The sequence below is a fragment of the Clostridium nitrophenolicum genome, assembly GCF_055391695.1.
In genome coordinates, this window is the sequence record NZ_AP042469.1 from 427432 (window position 1) to 454187 (window position 26756).

The window sequence follows — 26756 nt, forward strand, 5'->3', positions numbered from 1 at the left end:
TAATATATCTAAATAATTGAAAATTTCATAAAGAATAAAGCAAGAATGTAATTATCTATATATTTATTATATGTAAAAAGGTATTTTGTGTGCTAAAAATAATAATAAAACCATTAAAAGTATTTTTATTAATACCTTTAATGGTTTTATTGTTTCAGCTACGGAAGCCCTATCAGCATAGAAGGGACTTATAAAATTATTTTTTACTTACATAATTTTTTAAATTCATCCGATACAAATTGTACTTTTGTACCTACAATAACTTGTAAACTTGTCTTACCTGGTCTAATTACACCTGAGACACCTGCAGATTTAATAACTTTCTCATCAACTACTGACTGATCTTTGATTTCTAAACGTAATCTAGTTACACAGTTATCAACAGATACCACGTTTTCTTTTCCGCCAACACCTCTTAAGATTGTAGATGCAATTTGTGTAAAATCGTTATTTGCAAGTTTTACATTAAGTTCGCCCTCTTCGTTGTCATCTTCTCTACCAGGTGTTTTTAAATTGAATTTTGTAATTACAAAACGGAATGCTACATAATAAATAATTGCAAATGCTATACCAATTGGAATCAACATAATTGGATTTTCAGCCATAGGAGCCTTAAAACTTAAGAACCAATCTACGAAACCAGCACTAAAGTTAAATCCAGCTCTTACTGGTAACATTGCACATACAGTAGCAGAAATACCTGTTAAAACTGCATGAACAAAATATAAAGTTGGAGCTAAGAACATAAATGAGAATTCTAATGGCTCTGTAACACCAGTAAAGAAAGAAGATATTGCTGCCGCTAATAATAAACCATAAACAACTTTTTTCTTTTTATTTTTAGCTGTATGATACATAGCCAAAGCACCAGCTGGCAAACCAAACATCATTACTGGGAAGAATCCAGTCATATACATACCAGTTACTCCTAGTGTTCCCTTACCTGACCAGAAGTTACCAAGGTCGTTGATTCCAGCTACATCAAACCAGAATACAGAGTTAAGTGCATGATGGAGACCAAATGGTATTAATAATCTATTTAAGAATGCATAAATACCAGCACCAATAGCACCTGTAGATATAATTGATTTACCAAAAGCTACTAATCCTCCATAAACAAAAGGCCATACAAAGAATAAAATTAAAGATGCAACAATTGAAGCTGCGGCTGTTACAATAGCAACACTTCTTTTTCCACTGAAAAAACCTAAAGCATCTGGTAATTTAGTACCTTTAAATCTGTTATAGCAAGCGGCGCCAATTAAACCTGCTAAAATACCAATAAATTGAGTTTCAATTTTACCAAAGGCTGCTGGTACTGCTTCAACTTTAACTCCACTAAACATTGCTACAGACTTTGGAGCTAATAAAGTTGTAATCATAAGCCATGAAACAAGGCCTGCTAGTCCAGATGTACCATCGTTATCTTCTGACATTCCAACAGCTACACCAATTGCAAATAAAATTCCCATATGATCGATTAATGCCCCACCTGCTTTTAGCAAGAAAGCTGCAATTACACTGTTTGCTCCCCAGCCAGTAGGATCGATCCAATAACCAGCACCCATTAAAATACTTGCAACAGGTAAACAAGCTACTGGAAGCATTAGAGATTTGCCTAATCTTTGTAGATACTTCATCATAATTAAAGTTCCCCCCTAAGTGTTTTTTTTATTTATTTTAAGAATTTTTACATTCTTAAAAGCGTTATGAGTTTGTTAAGATATTTATAGTTAATTATTAAAAATAAAAAAAGCCGAAAAGGAATTAACCTTCTCAGCTTTTGCCCACAATGGTTACACGCTCAGAAAACGTTTGTAAATATTAATTTAATTTAATTATACTAAGTTTAGAATATATGTCAATATATTATTTTAAAAACTGTTTAAATTTAAAATGTTGACAAAATTGAGTTAAGAATATATACTAAATATCGAACGTGTAACTGTTTAATCAGGCATAAGTTTTGAGACTTATGCCTTTTCTTTTTTGTAAATATTATCTCTAGGAGGCGTAAAGTTATGTTATCTTTAGTGATTATAGTATAGGCAGTAAATAATAATATAACTATAGAGAATAGCAGTGTTATAGAGGTATAAGAGAGTATAGATAGAGAGTGCATAAAAAAAGTAAGTACCATACTTAATATAGATATTTATAAGGTAGTATTATCATTGATATAGGTTAGGTATAAGTGGTAAAATGATAGTATAAACTTATTAGACATATAAAATAAGTATGGAGGAACAAAAGAAGTGGAATTACACACGATAAGATATAAAGAAAAAGATATTGTAGTATTACTTGATAATAATATGAGGTTAGTTAAGCCAGTATATGACTACTTAAAATACATTAGACAAAAAGATAGAGCATTTAACACCATAAAGGCTAATGGAACAGATTTAAAGATATATTGGAAATTCTTGAATAGAGAGCATTATCAATATGATGAAGTAACACCTAACATTATAGGAGAGTTTATAGAATATCTTAGAGAGTCTAACGATACTGATAACGTAGTTAGTATATATGCAGGAAGTAAGCGTACAGGTAAGACTATAAATAGAGTACTTAGTACAGTTTATAACTTCTACAAGTATTGTGGAATGATTAGAGAAATAAATAATCCTATAATAATGGAAGATGTAAATAGACCATTTGATATGTTTAAGAGCCTTTTGCATCACGCAAGAAGTAATAATAAAACTAAGCAATCAATATTCAAAGTTAAAGAAAGTAAAACTACCTTTAAGTTAGTATCAGATAGTGATGCTGAAATATTTTTAAATGCGTTACCTACTTGGAGAGACAAATTAATATTCAAGATAATGTATCTTACAGGTGCGAGAATCGGTGAAGTGTTAGAACTTCAAATCGAGGATATACCTTATCCCGATACTTCCAAAGAAATTGGAATGTTAGAAAATATAAAGTCTAAAGGAAAAACAAGACACTTATATATTCCAATGGCTCTACTTGAAGAAATAGATAATTTCATAATGGAGAAAAGAAATAATATTGATACAGAACATAGTTATATCTTTGTATCGCAACAAAAACAAAATTTAGGTAAGCCTTTATCTTATAGAGCAATCTATGAAGTGTTTAATACAGTAAAAAAGAAAACCGGTATAGAACTAAATTTTCACGATTTAAGGCATACTTGTGCAACTGCTTTAGTCCAGAGTGGTATGGATATTAGTGTTGTTAAGATAATCTTAGGACACGAACATATCACAACAACTCAACAATATACTCATATTTCAAATCAATATCTTGAAGATAATTTAAGTAGATATTGGAATAAGAGTTCTTTAATTGGAGGTGGAGCAAATGGCAAGTAAAATGCCTAACGGTGATAAGTGGGAATTAATAGATAATGACAGTAACTCACAACATTATGGAAGAAAGTTTAAGTTTGATTTTTCATATATCGAGAGTGATAGGATTAAAAATGTAGTTAAGTCTTATACTTGGAGAAATTACAAGGAAAATAATATTTCTTTAAGTAGTCTTTATCAATATATGGGTTCTTATTTAAAAAGGATTAATGGATTTCTAAATATTCAAAAAATCAACTCATTAAAAGATTTAACTAATAATGACATTGATATGTTTATATCTTATCAAAATACGTTAATTTCCCCAAAAGGTAAAGGTTATTCTATTAGTAATAAAAAAATATGTCTTGATACTTTAAAAAATATTATCCATTGGGGACAATTATATATGCCTAATAAAGTATCTAAAACAGAGATATTTATAGGTAATGAATATATAGGAATAAATAGAAAACTTAAAATAGATTTTATTCCTGATGAAATTTTAGAAAAGATAAATAAAGCCTTAGTTAATGAAGAAAATCCTTATGTTAAATATGGAATAATTATTCTTCAATCAACAGGAATGAGAATTGGAGATATGCTTAAATTAACTACCGATAGCGTTAAGCCGCACTTAATTAGTGGCTATACATTAACTTGGTATGACCATAAGAACCGTAAGGAACGTCAGCCAATGCCCATCCCTAATGAATGTGCTATCGCAGTTGAAAAGTTAATAGAACATACAAAAGAACTAAGAGAACAGGCTGAGGATAGCATCAAAGGTTATTTATTTATTCATAAAGTATCTAAAGGTAAAAATATTGGAGAAATAATGAGAATAAAATCTGAAACAGGAATAATTCATAATTGGTTTAATGCTTTTACTAAAAATAATGACATTAGAGATACCAATGGTGAATATTATAACCTTACATCACATCAATTCAGAAGAACACTTGCTACTGATATGTTATCTAAAGGAACTAATTTAAAGGCAATACAAGAAGTTTTAGGACACTCTTCTGCTATGACTACTAAGCAACATTATGCTGATGTTAAAGATAAAGAAAGAGCCGAAGTATTTAAGAATATAGGTATTATCGGTAACATCAACAAAGTTGATGAAACAGTCATAACAGATAAGAATGATTTAATTTGGTTCAAGGAAAACAAGGATAAAGAAGCAAGAATGGAAGATGGTTATTGCACTAAGCCTTGTAGTGACGGAAAGATTTGCGACAGATTATTAAAAAGACAGAAATGTTACACTTGTAGTAGATATATCACTACTCCAGAGTATTTACAGACTCATAAGAATTATTTAACAGAGTTAGAAAAACAATTAGAGGAAAATATTTATGGCGACCATTATGCCGAGCATTTCCTCCCAACTATTGAAATTCTAAAAGAGATTGTAAAGAGATTGGAGGAAATACAAGATGGCAATAACTAAATTAAACTTACAACCAATAACTACAGAAAGTGATTATAATAATATAACTATTGGTAATTCTAAATTTACTGATGATGTATGGGATTTATCACCTTTTATAAATACTAAAACCACTAAAGACAGTCAAAAGAAAATTACTTTTGGTTTTATAAAGAATAAAGGTATGAAGTTGACAGTAAAACTTTATGCCTATTATAGATTAGGAAAAGTTAAACCACAAACTGCTTTTGTTAATATTAATGGTGAACTGCCTGCATTTGTTAAATATTGTAATTTGAATAATATTAGTAGTTTTAATGAAGTTACAAAGGAAATATTTCTAAATTATTCATTATGGCTCAAAGAAGACAAAAAAGTTGCTCAAAGCACAGGATATTCTCGTTGTTTAGTAATCGAAGAAATTATTAAGATAGGACAAATAAAAGGTTGGGATGTGCCTAAGACTAATATCTTTGCAGATTTTACTTCTTTAAATTTATGGAATATTAAAAAGGCTTTAAAAGAGAATAAAACCAAACCTATTCCCGAAGATATATTTGATAAAGTACTTAAATGTGCATTAAATGAAAAGAATATCCTAACTAAAGCAGGAATAGTAATTCAGAGCCAAACAGGACTTAGAATTAATGAAGTATTATCTATCCGACAAGGTTGTATTCACACAACAAGAGATGAATATGATTATATGGAAGTTACACTTGGTAAAACGGAAAAAGGTGAACCTGTAATTCATAAAGTATTTATTAATGAATTAGTTAAAAATACAGTTGCAGAACTTGAAGAATATACTAAGGAATTAAGAGAAGAAAGTGGATTAAAGGAATTGTTTTTGGTGAATAACTGGGGAATAAGAGTTTTAAATGTTTCTAAATGGAGCGAAAAAAGATTACCAAACTTTATTAAAAGATGGGATATAAGAGATAACAAAGGAAACTTATATCCATTAAAATCTCACCAATTTAGAGCAACATTTGTTAGAGAACTTATTAAACAAAAAGTAGCAATAGCACATATTATGAAACAATTTTCTCATGTATCTATTGAAATGACTTCACACTACCTAACTTTAAAAGAGGAAGAAGTTAAAGAAATATATTCAGAAATGATACTTGGTAAAGATTCTAAGATTGCTGGATTAAGAGCAAAGGAAATAAAGTCTAAACTTGATGAACAGTTTCGTGGTAAGACAGGGCAAGAGATTGATGATATAATATCTAATTTATCTAAATCTATGAGTTTTAATCCGTTACCGACAGGTGTATGCTTATATGATTTTAGAAGGGGTAACTGTTCAGATGGTGATGGTTGCTTCTTCTATAACTGCCCTAACTACATTACAGAAGTTAAGTTCTATCCTATCTTAAAACAAGAATTAGACCTTATGGAAAAGGAAATGGCAAGATTTAAAGAGTTAGGTAGGGAAAGAGATTGGCAAAGGCAATATGTTAAATGGCAATATTTAAAGCCACTTGTAGATAGTTTGGAGGTACAAATGAATGGTAAAGAAACCCAATAGAAATGTTGAAGGTTTAAAAGAGTTTGCAGAAAAGAAAAACCAAGAAACTGTCGAAAAGGTCAATAAAGCAATAGATAAATTAAAGCGTTCTAAAACAAAGAAAATAAACTTTAAAACAGTAGCCGAGGAAGCTGGAGTATCTAAGGCTACTCTATATAATAATGATATTCTAAAAGAACGTATATTAAGCTTAAGAGTCATTGAGAAAGGTGTTCCTAATCATAGTATAGTTGCTACACCTAAAGATAAAATAAAGGCAAAAGACGATAAAATAAGGCAACTCTATGAAGAAATAAAAAAATTAAAAGAAGATAAAGAAAAACTAATTATCCAATTAGTTGATATGGAAGAACTCAAAGATGAAAATAAGAGATTAAGAGAAAGTTTAGATAAGATTAAAAGTTTAAAATAACTTATTAGACGCTAAAAAGTGAATAATAAGAATGAAAGGAGGATTTAGTGAGAGTTTGGTACTTATGATACACTCTCTCGCTAAAGATAAATTATGTTTGATTTTTTTAAAAAAAGTTTGGAGTTAATTGCTCCAGTTTCCGGGAAAGTTATAGATTTATCTGAGGTTCCAGACCAGGTTTTTGCACAAAAAATGGCTGGAGATGGTGTAGCAATTGATACAACTGGAAATATTATAGTATCACCAGTAGATGGTGTAGTGTCATTTATATTTAAGACTAATCATGCCTTTGGTATGATGTTAGATAATGGAATAGAGTTGCTTGTGCATGTAGGAATTGATACTGTGGAGCTTAATGGTACAGGTTTTGAAAGATTAATTGAAGAAGGGACTAAGGTAAAAGTAGGAACACCTATATTAAAAATAGATAGAGAATTTATAAAAGAAAAAGGGTATTCTCTAATAACACCAGTGTTGGTTGCAAATCCAGATAAGTTAAAAGAAATAAAATATAACACTGGAATAGAAGTTGAAGCCGGAAAAGAGGCTGTTATTAGCTATAAAGTAAAATAAAGAATAAAAATATATAATTTAAAGGACTAAAGGTGACTTGTGCAAAGTGGCATCCCTCTGTGCAAGTCACCTTTATAATTTGAAACTTTATAAAAATTTAAGCTAAAGAAGATTTAAATCTCTGTATATGAACTGCTAGATAAGCTATCTCATCCTCTATAACTTCTAGGCCAAGTCCATTCTCTATAATTTTTGCTGCCTTCTTAGCAAGCTTATAGGAAGTAGAATAACGTTTTTTTATTACATCTAATAACTCATTTTTTATAGGAGTGTTATTCAAAATTCTCTCTATGGCAAAACGAATGTGTGTAAGAAAACGAGCATAATCTAACGACTGTCTATCTATTTCGATATTCAAAGTATCCTCTAAAAATTCTACTATGGTGCTAGATAAGAAGGCATATTTTAATGTATTAGACAGTTTGCCTTGATTTCTTGCAGAATGTATGTGAAGAGTTATAAATCCTATTTCACCATCAGGTATGGAAATTTTTAATCTGTCTTCTAACATACTAACAGCTTTACGAGCAACTTCAAACTCGTTTTTATAAAGGGTTTCTGTTTCTACTAAAAATGGATTCTCAATTTCGTCATTTTCTCTAAGTCTTCTCAAAGTAAAGGTAATGTGATCTATTAAGGATATGTGTATTTTTTCATTAAGTACTTCATTTAATTCATTAGATATCATACAAATAACTTCTTCACACAAGCCCATGAGATCACTATCTATATTATTTACTAACTCATTAAATGCTTTTGTATTAGATTTATCTTCAATAGTAAAGATCTTATCTACAGTAATAGTACTAGGAACGATGTCCCCAGTATGTTTTCCAAAGCCAATACCTTTTCCAAAAAGTATTTTTTCATCGTTATCCTGCGAAGCGAAAATAACATTGTTGTTAAATATTTTTATAACCTTATAATCAGAAGGCGGTGAGTTTTTCATAGGATGTACCTCCAAAGGTAAAGTTAGTAATAAAGTATATAAATTATTGATTTAGTTTACTTTAAGCAATAATTTAGTAAATATAAAAATGAAATTGGTATATACAACATATCAACATAATGTTATAATAACATATATAATATATATTTGTACAGAGTTAATTAATTAAATAGATTATTAAAATTAAAGAAAACAATTTCTTTTAGTATTTGCTAATAAAAAATTTTTAATTACTTGCAAAGAAAAAATAAAGGGAGGAAAAGAATTTGAGAATAGTTTCGAAAGATAATCCGCTACCATTGCATTATCAAATAAAACAAGTCATACAAGAAATGATAGAAAATGAGGAATTAAAACCAGGCGATGTTATTCCTACTGAAAGAGAGCTATGTGAAATTCAAGGGGTAAGCAGGATGACTATTAATAAGGCTATTATGTCTTTAGTAAATGAAGGCATTCTATATAGAGAGCAAGGAAAAGGTACTTTTGTTTCAGAACCAAAGGAAAAGCGCCAGTTATCACAACTTAAAGGATTTACAGAGGAGATGGAGGAAAAAGGATTAAAAACAAGCACGAAAATTTTATCCTTCGAGATAAAAGATGCAACTAAACAAAGTAAAGCCATACTGAATATGCCTGAAAGTGAAAACGAAGTTATAGAGATAAATAGATTAAGAATGCGGGAAAATGAGCCGATAGCTCTTGAAACTGTATGGTTACCTCGTAATCTTTTTGTAGATATGACAAGAGATACTATAGAAGGAAAGTCGTTGTATAAAGTATTCAAGGAGAAATATAAGTATGATCTGAAGAAAGCTAAGCAAACAATTGAGCCTATAGCACTAAATGAATATGAAAGTGATCTGTTAGGATTGGAAGAGGATGCTTTGGCTCTTATGTTTAGAAGAACTACCTATATGGAAAATGATATTCCAATAGAATATACAAAAGCAATTTACAGAAGTGACAGGTATAAGTACGAAATAATACTTACTTAAGCAGGCATCCAAAATCTTAAGTAGATATCCCAAATCTATGATTTGGTGATAGTCACTTACACAGCGTGCTGATTTTGAGATGATCGCTTACTCAGTGAGTACTCCTCTGACAAAAGGAAGAGGAGTTTCATATGATTAAGTTAATCTGAGATTTAGGAGGTTAAAGTCCTAAATGGACTTTAACGGATAATTTTGCTGGTGGAAACGAGCAAAATTACCCAGTGTTCCGAGTAAAAGGAGGAATAAAAGTGAGTGGACGAAACCCAAATACAAAGGATATAGATAATCTAAGCGCTCTAGAAATACTTAGAAAGATAAATGAAGAAGATAAAAAAGTAGCGACTGCAGTAGAAGAGCAGCTGGATAACATAGCTGGTGCTGTAGATATAATAGTAAATTCTTTTCAAAAGGGTGGAAGATTATTTTATATAGGTAGTGGAACAAGTGGGAAATTAGGTGTTATAGATGCTTCTGAATGTCCACCAACCTTTGGTGTAGATGATGAAATGGTTCAAGGAATCATATCCGGTGGTAAGGACGCCATAAGCGGGTGGTTGGAACATACTGAAGATGACGAAGAACTGGCAGTAAAGGATATTCAAGAGAAAAATATTACCGACAAGGATGTTCTAGTTGGGGTTACTGCTAGTGGAAATACTCCATATGTCAAAAGAGCTATGGAATATGGGAAAAAACTTGGATGTAAAACTATTGGTGTTATATGCAGGACCCACGGAAAGTTAAGTGAAATATGCGATTTAACTATAGCGGTAGATGTGGGAGCAGAAGTTATAATGGGCTCTACAAGAATGAAAGCAGGAACAGCACAAAAAATGATTTTAAATATGCTAAGCACTACAGCCATGATAAGAATGGGTAAAACTTATTCAAATTTAATGGTAAGTGTAAAGCCAATAAATAAAAAGCTAAAGGAAAGAGTAAAAGAGATAGTTAATTTGGCTACCAGTGCTGATATTAATACAGTTGAGTCAGTGTTAGAAAAATGTAATTTTGATGCTAAGGTTGCTATAGTTGTTATTAAATCAGGAATAAGTATTGAAGAAGCTATAAAGGCGCTTGAAGCGGCTAATGGCAAAGTAGCAGAGGCTTTAAGTGATATAAATATCACTACTATTTAATATCACTTAGTTATTAAATAAAAAAATGATTATTTTTAAGCTAAAGGTACATTCAAATAAACAATAAGCCAACGTGAATAGTATATTTTAATTGTTATTTATTTGAATGTACCTAATTAAACTTAGAAAGGGTGAAAAAAGTGAGAGCAATTATTAATGGGAAAGTTATACTGGAGAATTGTATATTAGAAGATAAAGTAGTTTTATTCGATACTCGAATAAAAGGTTTAATTAATAAGCTTGAGTTTGAAAAGAATGTTAGCCAAAGTAGCTATGATGGAATTGATATAATTGATGCCAAAGGTTCATATGTTTCTCCGGGATTTATAGATTTGCATATACATGGTTCAGGTGGAAGAGATGCTATGGATGGTGAGATTGAAGATTTAAAAGTAATAAGTCAAAGTATAGCTCAAAATGGTGTTACAGGATTTCTGCCAACCACTATGACAATGAGTAAGGAGAAAATATATAAAGCGCTTGATAATATTAAAGAAGGAATGAAGCTGGATTTAGGAGGCGCAAAGGTTTTAGGTGCCCATATGGAAGGTCCTTTTATAAATCCAAAGTATAAAGGCGCTCAGAAGGAAGATTATATAATAGAGCCTGATTATAATTTTATAAATGGCTATGAGGATGTAATAAAAATTATAACTTTGGCGCCGGAGAAGGATAATAATTCTCAATTTATAAAATCTATAAAGGAAAATACAAACATAGTACTATCTATAGGCCATTCTGATGCTACTTATGAAGAGGCAATGGAATCCATAGAAAAAGGCGTAAGTCATGCTACTCATCTTTTTAATGCTATGAGTCCACTTAATCATAGAAAACCGGGAGTTATTGGTGCTGTTTTTAACAGTAATATAAACTGTGAGCTTATAGCTGACAAAATACATGTCCACCCTGGTGTTTTTCAAACTGTTATTAATATAAAAGGAGTGAATAAGGTTATACTTATAACTGATTCAATGAGAGCAGGATGTATGAAGGATGGAGTTTCAGAGCTTGGAGGTCAAAAGGTTATAGTTAAGGATAACTCAGCAAGACTAGAGGATGGAACTTTAGCTGGCAGTATTTTAACTTTAAATAAGGCTGTAAAAAATATGGTTGAAAATACAAACCTGAATATTTATCAAGCTATATCAATGGTATCATTAAATTCTGCAAAAGATATAGGGATTAGTGATAGAAAGGGAAGTATAGAAGAAGGAAAAGATGCTGATATAGTTATATTTGATGAGGGATATAATGTGAGTCATACAATCGTTGAAGGTAATACTGTCTTTACTAAAATATAAATAGGAAGGTGCTAAGTATGAGAATAATTATTGTAGAAAATTATGAAGAAATGAGCAAAAAAGCGGCGGCTATGATGGCAAGCCAGATAATCTTAAAACCAGAGAGTGTACTTGGTTTAGCAACAGGAGATACACCTCTAGGAATGTATAAAGAGTTAATAAGAATGTATAATGAAAACATGATAGATTTTTCAAAAGTTAAAACTTTTAATTTAGATGAATACTACGGATTAGGTAAGGATAGCAATCAAAGCTATAATTACTATATGACAAATAATCTATTTAAACACATAAATATTGATACAGAAAATATAAATATACCTAATGGTATGGTAAAAAATATAGAAGAAGAATGCATAAGCTATGAAAAGAGGATAAAAGAAGCAGGAGGAATAGATATACAAGTGCTTGGAATAGGAGTAAATGGGCATATAGGATTCAATGAACCAGATGTCAACTTCGAGGCAGAAACACATCTTGTAAATTTAGATGAAAAAACTATTGAATCCAACTCAAGATTTTTCAAGTGCATAGAGGAAGTTCCTACTAAGGCTATCAGTATGGGAATAAAAACAATAATGCATTCTAAAAAAATAGTTCTTTTGGCAAATGGAGCATCAAAAGCAGATGCAATAGCTAAAACAGTAAATGGAAAAATATCTCCTGAAGTGCCAGCATCAATATTACAGCTTCATCAAGATGTTGCTATAATTGTAGACAAAGAAGCTGCAAGTAAGCTATAAGTCAACTTTCTAGTTAGTTTCTCTATATTTTTAAATTATTTATGTGATAATTGAGTGTCAGTAATATTGAAAACCAAGTTTATAAGAATGAGTTTAGTAATTGTTGGTTAGCATAATATATATAATTGATATAGAACCTAAATTAATAATTAAATGGTAACTTATGTTACAGAAGAATACCAAATATTACATTATACTTATATTATAGAAAATAAATTTGGGAGGTTGGTATTATGGCACAACATTTTATAAAGAATATAGATTTTTCTAAGGTTTTAGATATGGAAGGACTTGTTGAATATCAAGAAGGTCAAGTTGTTAGCAGAACTCTATCTCAGGGAAAAAACTTAAGTGTTACTTTATTCGCATTTGATAAGGGAGAAGAAATAAGTTCACATTCTTCAGGCGGAGATGCTATGGTTTATTTACTGGATGGTAGTGCTGAGATAACAATTGCAGAAGAGAAGTTTAATCTTAAAAAAGGTGAAACAATAGTAATGCCTGCGGGAATTCCACATGCGTTATATGCTTCTGAAAAGTTTAAAATGTTATTAGTCGTTGTTTTTAATGCATAAAAATATTAGTTGCTAAAAATGCCTGTGTTTACTACAAATAGTTGTAGTAAACACAGGCATTTTGTATAGGGTTACTAGACGGTCAGTTGACTTATACGCTGGTATAGGTTAACTTTCTTGTTAGTTTCTTTATAAGCTACAGGAACGTGAGGAAAAATTTAATTACTATTAATTGTATTTACAAATATAGTTAAGTGATATATAATTTAGTTAAGTAATTACTTAACTAAATGGAGGATTAAATGGAGCAAATAGTAAAAGTATTTAAGGCATTAGGAGATGAGACCAGACTAAAGATACTAATTATCATTTCAAAAAGAAATATTTGTGCTAAAGGTCTTTCAAAACATCTAAATATTTCAGAGGCTGCAGTATCTCAACATTTAAGAATCCTTAAAGATGCAGGCGTAATTATTGGTGAGAAAATGGGCTATTACGTAAATTATAAGCTTCAAAGTCCTATACTTTTAGATACAATTAATTTTATTAACGAACTCAACGAAGACTTGCCTTTGAGTTGTTGTAACTTTGATTTACATACATCTGAGATTTGTAATAAGGCATGTGAAGGTAGGAAAAATATATGCTGTCAAAAAAATAAAGTTTGAGAGGAGAATAAATTATGAAAGTATGTGTTCCTGTAAAAGAAAATCAGGGGTTAGAAAGTATACCATATAATCATTTTGGTTCAGCTCCAATATTTCTAATTTATAATTCAGAGAATGGAGATTTAAAGGCAATTAATAACAACGATTTACATCATCAGCATGGAATGTGTCAACCCCTAAAAGCAATAGCTGGGGAACAGGTTGATGTAGTATTAGTAGGTGGAATTGGAGCTGGCGCATTAACAAAATTACAAGGCCAAGGAATAAAGATATATAAGGTTGGAGAGGGATCTGTTTCAGATAATATTCAGTTATTAAAAGAAAATCAGCTAGTGGAGTTTTCTGCAAAAAATAGCTGCAATCATCATGGTTGCTCACATTAATATAATCAAGCAGTATTATTTAAAAGTAATTTTGTAGTATGATTTATATTAATAAAACAAGCATATAGAATATATATCTTATATGCTTGTTTTTATTTATTCTTCATTTTTAGTATTATCGGTTAGGTCTTTTTGATCTGGTTTACCTTCTTCATCTTTTTCCATAGCAGACAATTTTTGAATCAATGCTTCTGCTTGATCATAAGTTAAGTGAGAAAGCGGAGTATCAAATTCTTTCATAGTGTATTGTTTCAAGTTATCGATAGACATATCTTTTAATCTTGCTAATTCCCATATTGATGTCTTTTGATCTTTTTTCATCATATGAACTTTAGAATTCAAGTTATCAGAATTTTGCTCGGATGATGGGTCACCTATCTCTTCTTTGGTTACTAAGCCATTAATTCCGAAGGCTCTTTTTAAAACAAATACTTCTGCTACCTTTTGAATCATAGCACTAGGATATTTTCTCCATATAGAATTATTTTGATTATATTCCTCAAAGGATACATAACTTATAAAAGGTTTTTTACCTTTTCTGTCACATCTAGCCCATGCTCCTATAATTTTTCCCCTCTTAGTGCCAAATCTATGAGTTATCTTATACTCGCCAGCATCTATTTCGAAAGCATCTCCTTCATGGACTACGAAACTTATTAGTCCTCCAAATTCATGACTAGTTTGTGCAAATTTTAAATATCCATCTCTACTTGTCATAATATTAGTTTGATTCCCATACTTGGTAAACCAAATTTCTCTTTTAAAGGGATCTAAGTTATATTGATTAGCTAAGTATAAAAATATTCTTAACTCATCTTCTGTAGCACCTTTAGCAACATTATTCTTTATTAAGTTAATTTGATCTTCGCTAAAGTTTAATGTTTGTTGTTGAGAGTTTTGAACTGTACTTTCTACCATTTAACACACCTCCTTATTGGTGCGTATAAATTATTTTTTTATTTCTTCAACTAGATTCTTTTCATATTGTTCTATTGCTGACTTCACCATATTGCCACCGATAGCGCCTCCAACGGTACCACATATTCTTGATGGTATATCGCCCCAGTATCCATCCTTTGGGATATTAATGCCTAATTCCTTTGCCAATTCTGTTTTTGTTTTAGCTGTCTCCATTTTTTCAATATAATTTTGATGTTTTTTAATATTATTCATATTGTTCATATTAATGTTCTCCACCTTTCGAAACAAGATTTCTCTCGAAGCTTTCTATCATCTTCTTTACCATAGATCCACCTACTGCACCACAGGTAGCTGCAGGAATATATCCCCAGTGTCCATCTTCGAAAGCGTGAGGAACTTCTTTTATGCCAAGTTCATTAGATACCTCTTCTTTAAGAGAATCAAGTGTATTTTGGGATTTTGGAATTAAAGGTCCACGTCTATTGCTCATAAAAATTCCCTCCTAGATATCGTATCATAAATAGTTTTTGTACAATTTGTTTTCGTATTCTATAATGATTTTTACAAATACTAAGTAATAATGAATTAAAGTAATGTTTTTCAAAGTTAGGAAATTTTAATTTGTATAAATTATAAATCTACTTCGAATTTGGAAAAATATACTTCTGTATAAGCCAACTTTCTAGTTAGTTTCTTTATTATTCGATATCTTTGTATGGCTAAACTGTTAATTTTTGAATTAAATTTATAAAATGTAGAAAGTTGTGATAAATTAAAGATATAATAAAATCATATTTATTTTATTAGACTATGGAGGATTAATTTATGAGATTATTGCTGACAAATGACGATGGAGTTAATGCAAAAGGTTTAATAATATTGGCAAAAGAACTTGAAAAATATCATGATATTGTTATTGTGGCGCCAAGCAGCCAAAGAAGTGCTTGTGGCCATTCAATAACTATAACAGAGCCACTTATTGTTAAAGAGGTGGAAATTGAAGGGATAAAGTCAAAGATATATAGTGTTAGCGGTACACCAGCAGACTGCGTAAGAATAGCATTAGATAAACTTGTTGATGAAAAAGTAGACATGGTTTTATCTGGAATCAATAATGGTGCGAATGTAGGCACAGATGTAATATACTCTGGAACAGTATCAGCAGCAATTGAAGCTTCTATGTATAAAATACCTTCAATGGCATTATCATCACACATTAAAGATGGTGCTAATAACTACGAAGTTGCCGCTAAATATGCATTAAAAATACTATCTCAAATCGAAAATTTAGGAATGAAAAATGATGTTGTATTAAATATTAATGTTCCATTGGAATCAGAAGAGAATATAAAAGGAATAAAAGTCTGCAAGATAGGAAATAGATTGTATGATAATTACTTTATAGAAAAAATTTCGGAGGACAATCATAAAACTTACAGCTTAGCCGGCAAAATAAATGATTATGATTATGAAGATACTGATATATACTATTTAAAAAGAGGATATGTTACTTTAACACCTCTTCATTATGATTTAACAAATTTTAAAATTTTAAGCGATGTAAGGAATATGTTCAGTACTGAACATTAATAATCATAGGAAGTGATGAATAGTGAATGAAAGAATAGTTATTGTAGGAGATGGAATAACTGCTATAAGTGCTATAAAAGCAATAAGAGAGAATGACAAAGAAAGTGAAATAAAGTTATATGGAGAGGAAAAGTTTTATCCATATAATCGTGTAAGGTTAACAAAGGGAGCATTAGATTCACTAGATGAAGGTAAAATACTTCTTCAAAAAAAAGAATGGTATGAAGAAAATAAAGTTACGCTATACAAAGATTTAAAGGTTACTTCAATTAATACTGAAAAAAGAGAAGTAGAACTTTCAAATGGTACTAAAGAGGTTTATTCAAAGTTACTATTGGCAAATGGAGCAAAAAATTTTACTCCTGATATAAATGGAATAAACAAAGAAGGTGTTTTAACTTTAAGGACACTTGAAGATGCAAGAAATATAATTGATAAAGTTCAAAAAAGTAATACAATACTGGTAATAGGCGGAGGAATATTAGGATTAGAATTAGCCTGGATACTAAATCAAATGGGAAAGAAGGTCATTATTTCTGAAATTGCTCCAAGGCTTATGCCAAAGCAGTTGGATGAAAAAGCATCTTTAATGCTCCATAATTCTATCACTATTAATGGAATAGATGTGATGCTTAATAACAATATAAGTAAGATATCTGCTAATGATAATGGTGTAGAAGGCATTATAATAGATGCAGGAAAATTTATTAATTGTGACTTAATTATTTATTCAGTAGGGATAAAACCTAATGTTGATATTTTAACGGGAACAAATATTAAAGTTAATAAAGGAATAATAGTGAATGAGAAGATGGAAACCAGTATTCCAGATATATATGCAGCTGGAGATGTTGCAGAATTTGATAATAAAATATATGGATTATGGAATATAGCCATCGCTCAAGGAACTACTGCAGGATATAACATGTTAGGAAAGGATGTTATTTATAAACCCGCAGCACCGGTAACTACATTAAGTGCATTTAATATTTCTCTATTTTCTATGGGAGATATATATGAAGATAATGCAGATAATATAGTAATAAATGAAGACGAGGGATCTTATAGTAAAATTTTAATAAGTAATAATAAAATTACAGGAGCTATAGTAGTCGGAAGTATCAAAAATTCGCCTATATTAAAAAAAGCTATAGAGGAAAAAATAGACCTAGGAGATATTAATTTTAGTGATGTATATGTAAATGATTTAATTGAAATAATAAAGAACAAGAAGTAGATCGATATACATTACAGGAGGTAATATCATATGGCTCAAATAAAATTTTGTGAAAATAATTTTAACCATGGAACTGATGTGTTAGTTGATAGAATAAAAAATGAAATTCAGCATGTTACTGTAGAAGTAGAACCATGTTTAGGTTATTGTGGAGATTGTGCAGTGGGCCCTTTTGCACTATTTGATGATGAACTCATCCAAGCAGATACACCAGATGAGTTATTTGAAAAGATAAAGGAAAAAACATTATAATACGAATCAAGTTTTGAAATCTTATATAAAATGAATATATAAGATTTCTTCTTTTTTTAATGTACCCCCCTAATTTATAAATTTCATACGTATATTAATATACGACTAAGAATTTTTTGGATTAGAATTAAATCTTATATACTATATATAGGGTTTAAGACAGGAGGTGAGGCTATGTTAAACAGTGGAAATATTCTAGATAATAAATATGAAGTTATAAAAACTCTTGGTCAAGGGGGTATGAGCACTGTTTATCTATGTAAAAATATAAGGTTAGGAAATTTGTGGGCAATTAAAGAAGTTAGTAAAGAACTAAAAGGTCAGATGGACTTTTTAGCAGAACCTAATATTTTGAAGAACCTAAGTCACCCTGGGATTCCAAGGGTAGTAGATATATTTTATGAACAAGATAACTTATATATGGTTGAAGACTATATTGAGGGTGAAACTTTAGAAAGCTATATTAATAGAAATCGACCTATAGATGACCAGGAAATATGCAGAATAGTAATTAGTATAAGTGATATAATAGCTTATTTACACAGTTTTGATCCACCTATTATATACAGAGACTTGAAACCATCCAATATTATGATTACCTCAAGTGGTAAAATTGTTTTAATAGACTTTGGTATTTCAAGAGTATATAAGCGAGATGGGAATAAAGATACTATTTATATGGGGTCTAAGGGTTATGCAGCTCCTGAACAGTATGGCAGTGAACAAACCTGCAAGAAAACGGATATATATGGTCTCGGAGCAGTAATGTATTTTATTATTAAAGGAAAAGCTCCCTCTACTTTATTTGAAGCATTAAAAGATGAAAGTTATGATGGAAAAGTTGATGATAGACTAAAAGCAGTAATACAGAAGGCAATGCAAATTGACAAAGATACAAGATATATTTCAATAGAAGAACTTCAGAGTGATATTAGCAATTTTTTATCAGGGAATGATGATAAAACAGTACTAATAAATAACAGAGATATAGGTAATTATACTAAAACATTATTAATTGATGGCGAAAATATAAAAAATAATATTGATGATTCCTTTGGAACTAAAGTTGTAGGAAAGAAAGAAACCATAAGCTCTAGTGAAACAAAAGTAACAGGAATCAAAAACACTTTTAATAATGAATTTAAAAATAAACCAGATATAGATAAATCTCAAGAAACTAAAAATGTAGATAAATTAAAAAGTGATAAAATAAGAGAAAATAAGCTCTTTAAAGGTAAGGCTCTGCAAAGCTTAAGGTTTAAAGGTATGCTCAAAACTAAGGGGCTTTTAAAATTCATTCTAAGAAAAAGAAAAAATAAGCAGACGAAAAATGTAAAAACTCCTGTTGAAGGTAATACTAAAACCAGCAGAAAGTTGGCAAAGAGAATAATGTTACCTATTATAGGGATTTTTATTGCCGCAGCAGCAATTTATTTAGTGACTGATCATGGGAAAAAATATGATTATGTAGTTAATATTGATAAAGATAATAATCAAGAAAACATTCCAAATAACAACACTCAACCTAGTAAAAGTGATACTTCACAAAATAAGAATACTAATGCTCAAAAACCAGCACCTAAAGATACAATTGTTGAAGGAAGTATAAATAAAAATTCACCTATAATTTTAGGAAACAGTTCTAATGGGAAAGATGATGAAAAGTCTAAAGGAAATGGAAAGGCTAAGGGAAAGTACAAGAATGATAATAAGGGCAATAATAAAGATGAGGAAGTGAAGGATATAGCATATCAGGTTGACCCGGTAGCTTTGTGTGGAAAGAATAATGATAAGCTTATTATGAAACTACAATATATAGAGTTTAGGGGAAATGAGGCTATAGCATATTGCTACTTAGAGAATAATACAGATAAAAAGATATCAATTAAACATGATGGGAATACTTACCTGGTAAATGATAAAAATCAGTACGTACAGGCAACGACAGCATCATCTACAGACTTATCTAATATTGCTCCAGGAGCGAAGGTAGATAACATAAAAATAAGTTTTACCAACTTTAATTCTGATACGAAAAAAATTATATTAAAAACAAATATTAATTCGGACAGTACGCTAGAGTTTTCCAAGGAAATAAATCTTATTATCAATGCAAAATAAAACATTTAATAAATTGATTATGAAAAATCAATTGTTAGAGATAACAAACTAAAGAGCCTGGTTTGAGACTAAGGTATAGTACCTTATCTAAAACTAGGCTCTTACTATAATGAGGGAATACTTTATGGGAATTAATGAATTTTTTATATAATCAAAAGCTTTTACTCTAATTGTGGATATATATTATTTTAAGAAATCTGGTTTTGGCATTACAAATAAATGTGGTTCTTGTAAGTGGTCTTGAACTATTCTAAGAGCTTCACCAAATCTCTGATAATGTACAACTTCTCTTTCTCTTAAGAATTTTAAAGGTTCTATTACGTCTGGATCATCAGCTTGAGTGATAAGATATTCATAAGTTGCCCTAGCTTTTTGTTCTGCAGCTAAGTCCTCAGTTAAGTCTACTATAGGGTCTCCCTTTGACTGAATATATGCGGCAGTAAATGGAGAACCAGAGGCGCTTGTAGGATATATGCCTTTACCATGATCTGAATAGTAAGCTCCCATTCCTGCTTTTTCAATTTCTTCAATGCTTGCACCTTTCATTAACTGATGAACCATTGAGCCGACCATCTCTAAGTGAGCTAATTCTTCTGTACCACAATGTTATAAGTTTAATTATTTATTGGTAGTTTAGGGTACAAAACAAGTTCAAAGTCGTCTGGTTTGTCATGCCAGTGACTATTTTTTGTGGTTTTAGTATAAATAGCTTTTGAAACTACTTCTTTTAATAGCTCATTTTTTAATGCAGGACCATCTGTAGCCTTATATAGTTCAAGTACTCTTTCAATCTTAGGAATAATTATTCTTTGACTTTCATTTTTTGCTTCCTCAAAACGTAATTCACTAAGAATAGTTTCTTTGTCATTTTGTGCTTTGATGATTTTCTCATTAATAACTTTTGAACGTTCAAGAAATGTATCTACAGAATATACCCTTTGCTCAAGTAAATTGTGTATATTCTCCATTTGTTTTTGAAGATTTTTAAGCTCATCATCAAGAGTTTTAAGAGACTTCTTTTTTATGTCTAGCTGTACATCTTCATTAGGAGCTTCATCTTTCACTTCCCAATTTAGCTTATAATTTTTTAACCAGTTTTCAAGAGCTGTAAGTAATTTATTCTCAACATAAGATAGTTGAGAGCTAATATTAGAGCAGGCTGTAGCAGGACATAGTAGAGTATCTGGTGCTTTTGTCTGATTGTATGGTCTTCTCACCATTTTACGACCGCATAAACCACATACGATCAATCCTGCAAGAGGATTTTTAGTTCTATGCTCTTTTGGACATGGAGTTGAGGGGTTATTTGCAAGATACTCCTTAGCAAGAGCAAAGGTATCATTATCTATTATAGCTTCATGTAGTCCATCAACAAGTATCCAATCCTCAGGATTTGCTCTAGGGCGCTCTTTTACCATCTGGCCATCCACCATTTTCTTTTTTTCAGGGCGGGAGTTCCAGCGAATTTTACCTATGTATACTGGATTACGTAATATCCCTTGGATAGTAGAGTTAACCCATACATCACCTTTCATTGGTGGTATTCTTAGTTCATTTAGTTTTCTAACTATAAGACCAACGCCCAAGCGCATATATTCTCCATTTTCTTGCTTTTCACCTTTTGTGTAAAGCTCAAATATCATTTTTACTATATCAGCTTGCCCTGGATTAATTTCTAAAGTGAATCCTTTTTGGCCCTGAATCTTTTTTCTAATATATCCATAGGGAGGTTTTGTTCCTAAAAATTTACCTTCCTTTACAGACTGGATTCTTCCACGCTGCAGTCTTCTATTTATAGTTTTATACTCTCTACGGCTCATAAATAATCCAAACTCAAAATACTCTTCATCATATTCATTGTTTGGATCATATAATTTCATTGGAGTTATTATTTTAGTATTTGAATATTTGAAGGTTTGAGCAACTATACCTTGATCTATGGTGTCACCACGAGCTAGACGTTCAACTTCCATAACTAAAACTCCATCCCATAAGCCATTTTCAACTTGTGAGAGAAGTTGTTGCATAACAGGTCTAGCAGCAATAGTTTCGCCTGAAACAATTTCTCTATATATTTCTATTATATTAAGCTCTAGACGTTTCGCAAGTTCTAATAGAGCTTTTTCATGTCTGGCTAGAGTTTCACCTTCGCCTCTAGATTCAGCTTCCATATCGGCTCTTGATTTTCTTAGATATAGACAGTATGACATAGGTTTATCCACCTTTCAGATTAAGTGATGAGCATACTAAAGTGCTAATTGTTTAATTATTAAATGCAAATAGTAAACCTTATTTTAAGTAGAAATATATTTTAATGTTATCAAATATATATTTGAATATCAAACAAGAATTTTGTAGTATATTAAGGGAATAATTTGTAAAATAATCCACATTATTGTATAATGATAAATATAAGCAGTGTTGACATGAAAAAATGTGTAAAGCCCTTAAATAATTTATATAATTGAAATTTATAAAAAATTATTTAAGGATATAAAAGTAATAAAAATACAATCTATAGATATATGAAATTGTATATTATATGGCAATTCAGAGTATAGGTTTTAATAAAGAAAATCTGAAAGATTAAATTAAGCGCTAAGTTATAGGGGGGATTATTTTTATGAAATGCAGCAGTTCAGAAATAGAAATAGAAGTATTATTAAATCGAATAGAACAGAATGACATAAACTTACAGCCTGATTTTCAAAGAGGAGAAGTTTGGACGATTCAAAAGAAACGTAAACTAATAGATTCAATTTTTAGAGGATGGAAGATACCTCCGATTCATGTTATTGAAAATGCTAATTATGTTGATGAAGTCTTGGATGGACAGCAGAGGCTAGCGGCGATAAGAGATTTTTTTAATAATAAAATAGCAATAGATGGTAGAATATTGCCAGAAGACCCCAATATTGAGATTTTAAATGGGAAAGTATACGATCAATTAAACGCAGACTTGCAGAGAAAATTTAGAAAGTATAATATTATTGTAATTCGATTAACTGAATATAATCCTGATGAACCTGCAGAACTATTTAATCGATTGAATCAACCTGCAACTCTTACATCAGCCGAAAAGAGAAATGCTTATAGTGGCAAGACAAGAGATCAAATAAGAGAACTTGTAAATTTTTTTGAAGATATCGGGGCGAATAAAGATACCATTGGTTTTTCTAACTCTAGAATGGCGTATGATGAGGTCTTATCTAAGTTTTGCTATACCCTTGAAATTAATTCATTAAAGAAAAAGATAACTACAAATGATTTAACTGAGAAATATAGGCTTGATAGCACTTTTTCAATTGAAATTATACATGATGCAAAAGAGGTTCTGGAGTTATTATTAAGCTCTATTAGAAATAAATATTATATACAAACAGATCGTTTATCTTTAAATAAGGCTACTCTTTATAGTTGGTTGTTATTTATTGTTAGGAATAGATATAACCTAGATAATAACTCCTTAGGAGAAATTATTTATGGATTTGAAAATTCACGATTATATGCAAAAGGGAAATTACAGATTAATATGTTTAGCCGCGAATTCGAAAAAATTAAGGAACTTCAAACCAGTTATCCATTTTATCAAGGTATGTTTTTATTATTTAACCAAAAAGCAAGTATGGGTAGTACAGATGCTGCGTCAATAATTGCCAGAGATATAATTTTAGAAGTCTACAGAATGCTACATTTTGATCAAGAAAATGAATCATTAAAGTGGTTTGTTTCCCAATTTGATGATAATAAGAATCTGCCCAATTGTATTGGAAAATTTGAAGAAAGATATAATTGGGGGGGTGAAATATTATGAGAAGGGCTAAAGCTACGGACTATTGGAACAAAGTAAATAACAGAAAATATGATAAATCTATAGATTTATTATGTTTAAATGGAATGAATGATATACCAGATTTGCCGCTTGGAAGTGGAATTTATGCTATCTGTGGGTTAAATGGCGCAGGGAAATCTTCAATCATACTATCATTAAAAGATATATTAGGTCTTGAGACAAAAGAGCAAGATATAATAAAACTTCAAGGAAGAAAAGTTGAAGCAATTATAAGTAGTGACAAACGACAACAAGCTTATAGCAATAAGGATGATATAAAATTTATTCAATTTGATGAGAATAGAGAGAAAGTATGGTTTATTGATTATGATAACTCAATAGATGTAATTAAATTTTTATCTCAAGATAATTTACAAGAATTACTTGAACAATACGAGCCTTTGATTTTGGAACAAGAAGATATTGACGATTTAAATTACATAGTAGGTAAGAACTATAATAAAATTACTTTAATTAACATTGAAGATGAAGATAATAGAGCAATTCCTTATTTCAGAGTTGAATCATATGGAATAAAGTATGATACTTTAAAAATGGGCCTTGGAGAACACTGGTTATTTTACATTTGGTGGACAATTTATAAAACACAAAATAATTCATTGGTTTTAATAGAAGAGCCTGAAACCTCTATTGGAATTAAATCTCAAGAAAAGTTAATGAATCTTATAGCAAAAAAGTCTAGCATAAAAGGAATTACTTTTTTGCTTACAACACACTCACCATTTGTTATAAAAAATATAAGGAGAGACAATATAACTGTAGTATCAAGATATGGATGTAATGTTGATATATGCAAACCAATTGAAAATATAGATATCCTTAGTGATTTAGGATTAGAAGTAAAAAAACAAGGAACTATTTTTGTAGAGGATAATGTGGCTAGGATGTTTCTTATAATGATTATCTTGAGAAATAATCCTAGTATTTTAAAAAGGTATAATATTGAATTTGTAGGTGGAGAAAACCATATAACTGAAAGATTAAAATTTCCATATTCTAAATTTATAGACTACAAATTCATAGGTCTATATGATGGAGATATGAAGAAGAAGATTGATAAATGTAGTGAAGAGAATGTATGGAAATATGACTTTTTGCCAACAATTGATGCAGTTGAGGCTGAGTTTAAAAATACAATTGTTAAAAAAGTTGATAAGTTAGCAGAGTTAACTGGCAAGGCAAAAAGTGAACTGATTCGAATTTTAACTAAAATAGAAGGTGAAAACCATCATGATTGGTATACTTTATTTTCTAAAGAAAGTGGAGTCTCTCTAGAACTATTGACTGAAAAACTGTTCCTTCTTTGGCTTGAGGATAATGATCGTGAGAAAAACGTCCAAGCATTCGAAAGGAAATTAAGTATCTTGTGTGAATAATTTGTAATGACAAAAGGATGATAGTTTTAAATCAAATTCAGAGAATTATACTTGTTAAATAACTATTGAATTAAGGAATTTTTTAATTACACTCCATCAATAGAGTTGAAATTATGTGTAAATAAGAAAAGTTGAATATTGAAAACAAAGTAGTTATAGTCAAATACTGAGTAAAGTTTATTGAGGTTTATCTTTGGAGAAAAATTATGAGTGATAGTGTAAATCTTTTGATGAAAGTGTTGAATATAAAGTTTATTTAATTATAGATTTACTTAAACATTTGAGAATAAGGTAAAATATGTTTTTGAAACAACATAAATCTTTAGGAAATTATAATTGATATAGTTTCTTGAAGATTTATTTAGTTTACTTAAATATTTTAGAAAATAGATCTACTCAACAAAATCATTAGTGATAAATATTTTTAAAATACATATTAAAAATATCTAAACTTAAGTTTAAATTATTTTTTTATAAACTTATACTCAACTAATTCACGAGGTAATCCCAAAAACGAGCTTACTTGGTCAAGACTCATATTTTTCAGAAAGTGATCATCTATATCCTCCTTTTGTATAAGAAGTTCAGCAGCAAACTTATCTGCTTCTATCTCTGCCTTATTCTTTACCAAAAGAGGATTTTCAATAAAAAATCCAATAGATAAATCTGGTTGAAGTAAAGCATGTCCTAATTCATGCGCACAAGAGTATTTTTGAAGATGATACGGTATAGTATTGTTTATGTGAATTATTACCAGATTATCATCTAATCTCTGTAAGTATCCATATATTTGCTTACCTAAGTCCTCTTTTACAATATGTATATCTAAATATGTACATAGTTCAAAAGGATTATTAGTTCCATACTTTTTTAATAATTCATTAATAATATCATTCATTCAATCACCTACTCAAGTCATTAAGGTTTAAATTTTATTATCAAAAACACCTTTTTCTCCAACAGCGTTATAATTAGCTATTTATTTTTCATACTTTTTTCTTTTCTCTTTTTTCTCAGCTCCTCAGCTAATCTTAATCCGTTTTGAATAGAATTTGCAAGAATTATTTTATCCTCATCTGTAAGAAGTTCACCTTTTAACATGAGTCCTGGTTGAGTCATTATTATTTTCATGGCTTCTTCTACATCAGCTATATTAGGATATTTTTCATCTATATTCTCTGGTTTTTCAGTAGTTTTATTAGAAAAACCTAAAAGATAATCTATAGAAACATTAAAATATTTAGCTAGTTGTTTTAGTGTCTCGGTATTAGGTTCATTTGTATTAGCCTCATATCTTGATACACTTGGTTTTGAAACATTAAGTATTCTTCCTAACTCTTCTTGCGTTAACCCCTTGGATTCTCTTAATTCTTTAATTTTTTCACCCAATGACATCATACCAACTCCTTACAGTAATATTATAC

Annotated in this window: 27 protein-coding genes; 18 read left to right on the top strand and 9 right to left on the bottom strand. The window is 30.0% G+C overall.

From position 1 onward, the window contains the following. Positions 1-203: 203 nt before the first annotated feature. Entirely contained in the window at positions 204-1643 is a 1440-nt protein-coding gene (gene nagE / locus ACZ5N4_RS01920) for an N-acetylglucosamine-specific PTS transporter subunit IIBC (protein WP_464206674.1), read from the bottom strand. 612 nt (positions 1644-2255) lie between these two features. Between nagE and ACZ5N4_RS01925 the strand changes: the two genes are divergently transcribed. The 5 genes from ACZ5N4_RS01925 to ACZ5N4_RS01945 all read left to right on the top strand — a co-directional run bounded on the left by ACZ5N4_RS01925 (position 2256) and on the right by ACZ5N4_RS01945 (position 7283). After that, positions 2256-3347, top strand: a complete 1092-nt coding sequence (locus ACZ5N4_RS01925; RefSeq protein WP_464206676.1) for a tyrosine-type recombinase/integrase — start codon at positions 2256-2258, stop codon at positions 3345-3347. After that, positions 3337-4782 (top strand): tyrosine-type recombinase/integrase, encoded by a 1446-nt coding sequence (locus ACZ5N4_RS01930; protein ID WP_464206678.1) that lies wholly within the window; start codon positions 3337-3339, stop codon positions 4780-4782. The genes ACZ5N4_RS01925 and ACZ5N4_RS01930 overlap by 11 nt, the downstream gene beginning before the upstream one ends. After that, positions 4769-6298, top strand: a complete 1530-nt coding sequence (locus tag ACZ5N4_RS01935; protein WP_464206680.1) for a tyrosine-type recombinase/integrase — start codon at positions 4769-4771, stop codon at positions 6296-6298. The genes ACZ5N4_RS01930 and ACZ5N4_RS01935 overlap by 14 nt, the downstream gene beginning before the upstream one ends. Then, the gene (locus tag ACZ5N4_RS01940; RefSeq protein WP_464206682.1) at positions 6279-6710 is read left to right on the top strand and encodes a DUF6262 family protein; all 432 of its coding nucleotides are present in this window, start codon (positions 6279-6281) and stop codon (positions 6708-6710) included. Before ACZ5N4_RS01935 ends, ACZ5N4_RS01940 begins: the two co-directional genes overlap by 20 nt. Before the next feature lie 93 nt (positions 6711-6803). Next, positions 6804-7283: a PTS sugar transporter subunit IIA gene (locus ACZ5N4_RS01945; RefSeq protein ID WP_464206684.1), complete on the top strand. Its 480-nt coding sequence runs from the start codon at positions 6804-6806 to the stop codon at positions 7281-7283. 97 nt (positions 7284-7380) lie between these two features. Here the strand turns inward: ACZ5N4_RS01945 and glcT are convergent, their stop codons facing one another. Further along, positions 7381-8232: a glucose PTS transporter transcription antiterminator GlcT gene (gene glcT, locus ACZ5N4_RS01950; RefSeq protein ID WP_464206686.1), complete on the bottom strand. Its 852-nt coding sequence runs from the start codon at positions 8230-8232 to the stop codon at positions 7381-7383. Positions 8233-8498: 266 nt separating this feature from the next. Here glcT and ACZ5N4_RS01955 point away from each other — a divergent pair, with 266 nt between their 5' ends. The 7 genes from ACZ5N4_RS01955 to ACZ5N4_RS01985 all read left to right on the top strand — a co-directional run bounded on the left by ACZ5N4_RS01955 (position 8499) and on the right by ACZ5N4_RS01985 (position 13982). Beyond that, the gene (locus ACZ5N4_RS01955; RefSeq protein WP_464206688.1) at positions 8499-9230 is read left to right on the top strand and encodes a GntR family transcriptional regulator; all 732 of its coding nucleotides are present in this window, start codon (positions 8499-8501) and stop codon (positions 9228-9230) included. A gap of 248 nt (positions 9231-9478) precedes the next feature. Further along, positions 9479-10369 (top strand): N-acetylmuramic acid 6-phosphate etherase, encoded by an 891-nt coding sequence (murQ, locus tag ACZ5N4_RS01960; RefSeq protein ID WP_464206690.1) that lies wholly within the window; start codon positions 9479-9481, stop codon positions 10367-10369. Positions 10370-10509: 140 nt separating this feature from the next. Further along, positions 10510-11673, top strand: a complete 1164-nt coding sequence (gene nagA / locus ACZ5N4_RS01965; RefSeq protein WP_464206692.1) for an N-acetylglucosamine-6-phosphate deacetylase — start codon at positions 10510-10512, stop codon at positions 11671-11673. A gap of 17 nt (positions 11674-11690) precedes the next feature. Beyond that, positions 11691-12416: a glucosamine-6-phosphate deaminase gene (gene nagB / locus ACZ5N4_RS01970; protein ID WP_464206694.1), complete on the top strand. Its 726-nt coding sequence runs from the start codon at positions 11691-11693 to the stop codon at positions 12414-12416. 233 nt (positions 12417-12649) lie between these two features. Further along, the gene (locus ACZ5N4_RS01975; RefSeq protein WP_308041172.1) at positions 12650-12991 is read left to right on the top strand and encodes a cupin domain-containing protein; all 342 of its coding nucleotides are present in this window, start codon (positions 12650-12652) and stop codon (positions 12989-12991) included. Positions 12992-13233: 242 nt separating this feature from the next. Next, positions 13234-13599: an ArsR/SmtB family transcription factor gene (locus ACZ5N4_RS01980; RefSeq protein WP_464206698.1), complete on the top strand. Its 366-nt coding sequence runs from the start codon at positions 13234-13236 to the stop codon at positions 13597-13599. Positions 13600-13613: 14 nt separating this feature from the next. Next, positions 13614-13982, top strand: a complete 369-nt coding sequence (locus ACZ5N4_RS01985) for a NifB/NifX family molybdenum-iron cluster-binding protein (RefSeq protein WP_464206700.1) — start codon at positions 13614-13616, stop codon at positions 13980-13982. 96 nt (positions 13983-14078) lie between these two features. On the opposite strand, the gene ACZ5N4_RS01990 is transcribed toward ACZ5N4_RS01985, so the two are convergent. The 3 genes from ACZ5N4_RS01990 to ACZ5N4_RS02000 are packed head-to-tail and all read right to left on the bottom strand — an operon-like array spanning position 14079 to position 15393. Beyond that, positions 14079-14900, bottom strand: a complete 822-nt coding sequence (locus tag ACZ5N4_RS01990; protein ID WP_464206702.1) for a RecT family recombinase — start codon at positions 14898-14900, stop codon at positions 14079-14081. 30 nt (positions 14901-14930) lie between these two features. After that, positions 14931-15164: an alpha/beta-type small acid-soluble spore protein gene (locus tag ACZ5N4_RS01995; RefSeq protein WP_464206704.1), complete on the bottom strand. Its 234-nt coding sequence runs from the start codon at positions 15162-15164 to the stop codon at positions 14931-14933. A gap of 1 nt (position 15165) precedes the next feature. Then, on the bottom strand, positions 15166-15393 hold the full coding sequence (locus tag ACZ5N4_RS02000; RefSeq protein ID WP_211143558.1) for an alpha/beta-type small acid-soluble spore protein: 228 nt from the start codon (positions 15391-15393) through the stop codon (positions 15166-15168). A 335-nt stretch (positions 15394-15728) separates the two neighbouring features. Here ACZ5N4_RS02000 and surE point away from each other — a divergent pair, with 335 nt between their 5' ends. The 4 genes from surE (at position 15729) to ACZ5N4_RS02020 (ending at position 20103) form a co-directional block, all read left to right on the top strand. After that, on the top strand, positions 15729-16493 hold the full coding sequence (gene surE, locus ACZ5N4_RS02005; protein WP_464206706.1) for a 5'/3'-nucleotidase SurE: 765 nt from the start codon (positions 15729-15731) through the stop codon (positions 16491-16493). Between the two features lie 22 nt (positions 16494-16515). Then, positions 16516-17730, top strand: coding sequence for an NAD(P)/FAD-dependent oxidoreductase (locus tag ACZ5N4_RS02010; RefSeq protein ID WP_464206707.1), 1215 nt, complete (start codon positions 16516-16518; stop codon positions 17728-17730). A 30-nt stretch (positions 17731-17760) separates the two neighbouring features. After that, on the top strand, positions 17761-17982 hold the full coding sequence (locus ACZ5N4_RS02015; protein WP_211143561.1) for a YuzB family protein: 222 nt from the start codon (positions 17761-17763) through the stop codon (positions 17980-17982). A gap of 174 nt (positions 17983-18156) precedes the next feature. Then, complete coding sequence (locus tag ACZ5N4_RS02020) at positions 18157-20103, top strand: serine/threonine-protein kinase (RefSeq protein WP_464206709.1); 1947 nt, start codon at positions 18157-18159, stop codon at positions 20101-20103. A 183-nt stretch (positions 20104-20286) separates the two neighbouring features. Here ACZ5N4_RS02020 and ACZ5N4_RS02025 read toward each other — a convergent pair whose 3' ends face one another. Both ACZ5N4_RS02025 and ACZ5N4_RS02030 read right to left on the bottom strand, forming a co-directional pair. Continuing rightward, the gene (locus tag ACZ5N4_RS02025) at positions 20287-20664 is read right to left on the bottom strand and encodes a manganese catalase family protein (RefSeq protein ID WP_464206711.1); all 378 of its coding nucleotides are present in this window, start codon (positions 20662-20664) and stop codon (positions 20287-20289) included. 53 nt (positions 20665-20717) lie between these two features. After that, positions 20718-22313, bottom strand: coding sequence for a recombinase family protein (locus tag ACZ5N4_RS02030; protein WP_464206713.1), 1596 nt, complete (start codon positions 22311-22313; stop codon positions 20718-20720). A gap of 413 nt (positions 22314-22726) precedes the next feature. On the opposite strand from ACZ5N4_RS02030, the gene ACZ5N4_RS02035 reads away from it, so the two are divergent. Next, the gene (locus ACZ5N4_RS02035; protein ID WP_464206715.1) at positions 22727-23917 is read left to right on the top strand and encodes a GmrSD restriction endonuclease domain-containing protein; all 1191 of its coding nucleotides are present in this window, start codon (positions 22727-22729) and stop codon (positions 23915-23917) included. Then, positions 23914-25332 (top strand): ATP-dependent nuclease, encoded by a 1419-nt coding sequence (locus tag ACZ5N4_RS02040; protein WP_464206716.1) that lies wholly within the window; start codon positions 23914-23916, stop codon positions 25330-25332. Before ACZ5N4_RS02035 ends, ACZ5N4_RS02040 begins: the two co-directional genes overlap by 4 nt. A 463-nt stretch (positions 25333-25795) precedes the next feature. On the opposite strand, the gene ACZ5N4_RS02045 is transcribed toward ACZ5N4_RS02040, so the two are convergent. Both ACZ5N4_RS02045 and ACZ5N4_RS02050 read right to left on the bottom strand, forming a co-directional pair. After that, a complete protein-coding gene (locus ACZ5N4_RS02045; RefSeq protein WP_464206717.1) occupies positions 25796-26230 on the bottom strand; it encodes an ImmA/IrrE family metallo-endopeptidase in 435 nt (144 codons plus the stop codon). 77 nt (positions 26231-26307) lie between these two features. Then, the gene (locus ACZ5N4_RS02050) at positions 26308-26727 is read right to left on the bottom strand and encodes a helix-turn-helix domain-containing protein (protein WP_464206718.1); all 420 of its coding nucleotides are present in this window, start codon (positions 26725-26727) and stop codon (positions 26308-26310) included. Positions 26728-26756 lie beyond the last annotated feature (29 nt).

What these genes read in the sequence shown, in the direction of transcription:
- nagE (WP_464206674.1), bottom strand. Translation starts at nt 1,643, where the DNA reads ATGATGAAGTATCTACAAAGATTAGGCAAATCTCTAATGCTTCCAGTA.
- ACZ5N4_RS01930 (WP_464206678.1), top strand. Translation starts at nt 3,337, where the DNA reads ATGGCAAGTAAAATGCCTAACGGTGATAAGTGGGAATTAATAGATAAT.
- ACZ5N4_RS01935 (WP_464206680.1), top strand. Translation starts at nt 4,769, where the DNA reads ATGGCAATAACTAAATTAAACTTACAACCAATAACTACAGAAAGTGAT.
- ACZ5N4_RS01940 (WP_464206682.1), top strand. Translation starts at nt 6,279, where the DNA reads ATGGTAAAGAAACCCAATAGAAATGTTGAAGGTTTAAAAGAGTTTGCA.
- ACZ5N4_RS01945 (WP_464206684.1), top strand. Translation starts at nt 6,804, where the DNA reads ATGTTTGATTTTTTTAAAAAAAGTTTGGAGTTAATTGCTCCAGTTTCC.
- glcT (WP_464206686.1), bottom strand. Translation starts at nt 8,232, where the DNA reads ATGAAAAACTCACCGCCTTCTGATTATAAGGTTATAAAAATATTTAAC.
- nagB (WP_464206694.1), top strand. Translation starts at nt 11,691, where the DNA reads ATGAGAATAATTATTGTAGAAAATTATGAAGAAATGAGCAAAAAAGCG.
- ACZ5N4_RS01975 (WP_308041172.1), top strand. Translation starts at nt 12,650, where the DNA reads ATGGCACAACATTTTATAAAGAATATAGATTTTTCTAAGGTTTTAGAT.
- ACZ5N4_RS01980 (WP_464206698.1), top strand. Translation starts at nt 13,234, where the DNA reads ATGGAGCAAATAGTAAAAGTATTTAAGGCATTAGGAGATGAGACCAGA.
- ACZ5N4_RS01985 (WP_464206700.1), top strand. Translation starts at nt 13,614, where the DNA reads ATGAAAGTATGTGTTCCTGTAAAAGAAAATCAGGGGTTAGAAAGTATA.
- ACZ5N4_RS01990 (WP_464206702.1), bottom strand. Translation starts at nt 14,900, where the DNA reads ATGGTAGAAAGTACAGTTCAAAACTCTCAACAACAAACATTAAACTTT.
- ACZ5N4_RS01995 (WP_464206704.1), bottom strand. Translation starts at nt 15,164, where the DNA reads ATGAACAATATGAATAATATTAAAAAACATCAAAATTATATTGAAAAA.
- ACZ5N4_RS02000 (WP_211143558.1), bottom strand. Translation starts at nt 15,393, where the DNA reads ATGAGCAATAGACGTGGACCTTTAATTCCAAAATCCCAAAATACACTT.
- surE (WP_464206706.1), top strand. Translation starts at nt 15,729, where the DNA reads ATGAGATTATTGCTGACAAATGACGATGGAGTTAATGCAAAAGGTTTA.
- ACZ5N4_RS02015 (WP_211143561.1), top strand. Translation starts at nt 17,761, where the DNA reads ATGGCTCAAATAAAATTTTGTGAAAATAATTTTAACCATGGAACTGAT.
- ACZ5N4_RS02020 (WP_464206709.1), top strand. Translation starts at nt 18,157, where the DNA reads ATGTTAAACAGTGGAAATATTCTAGATAATAAATATGAAGTTATAAAA.
- ACZ5N4_RS02025 (WP_464206711.1), bottom strand. Translation starts at nt 20,664, where the DNA reads ATGGTTCATCAGTTAATGAAAGGTGCAAGCATTGAAGAAATTGAAAAA.
- ACZ5N4_RS02030 (WP_464206713.1), bottom strand. Translation starts at nt 22,313, where the DNA reads ATGTCATACTGTCTATATCTAAGAAAATCAAGAGCCGATATGGAAGCT.
- ACZ5N4_RS02035 (WP_464206715.1), top strand. Translation starts at nt 22,727, where the DNA reads ATGAAATGCAGCAGTTCAGAAATAGAAATAGAAGTATTATTAAATCGA.
- ACZ5N4_RS02040 (WP_464206716.1), top strand. Translation starts at nt 23,914, where the DNA reads ATGAGAAGGGCTAAAGCTACGGACTATTGGAACAAAGTAAATAACAGA.
- ACZ5N4_RS02045 (WP_464206717.1), bottom strand. Translation starts at nt 26,230, where the DNA reads ATGAATGATATTATTAATGAATTATTAAAAAAGTATGGAACTAATAAT.
- ACZ5N4_RS02050 (WP_464206718.1), bottom strand. Translation starts at nt 26,727, where the DNA reads ATGTCATTGGGTGAAAAAATTAAAGAATTAAGAGAATCCAAGGGGTTA.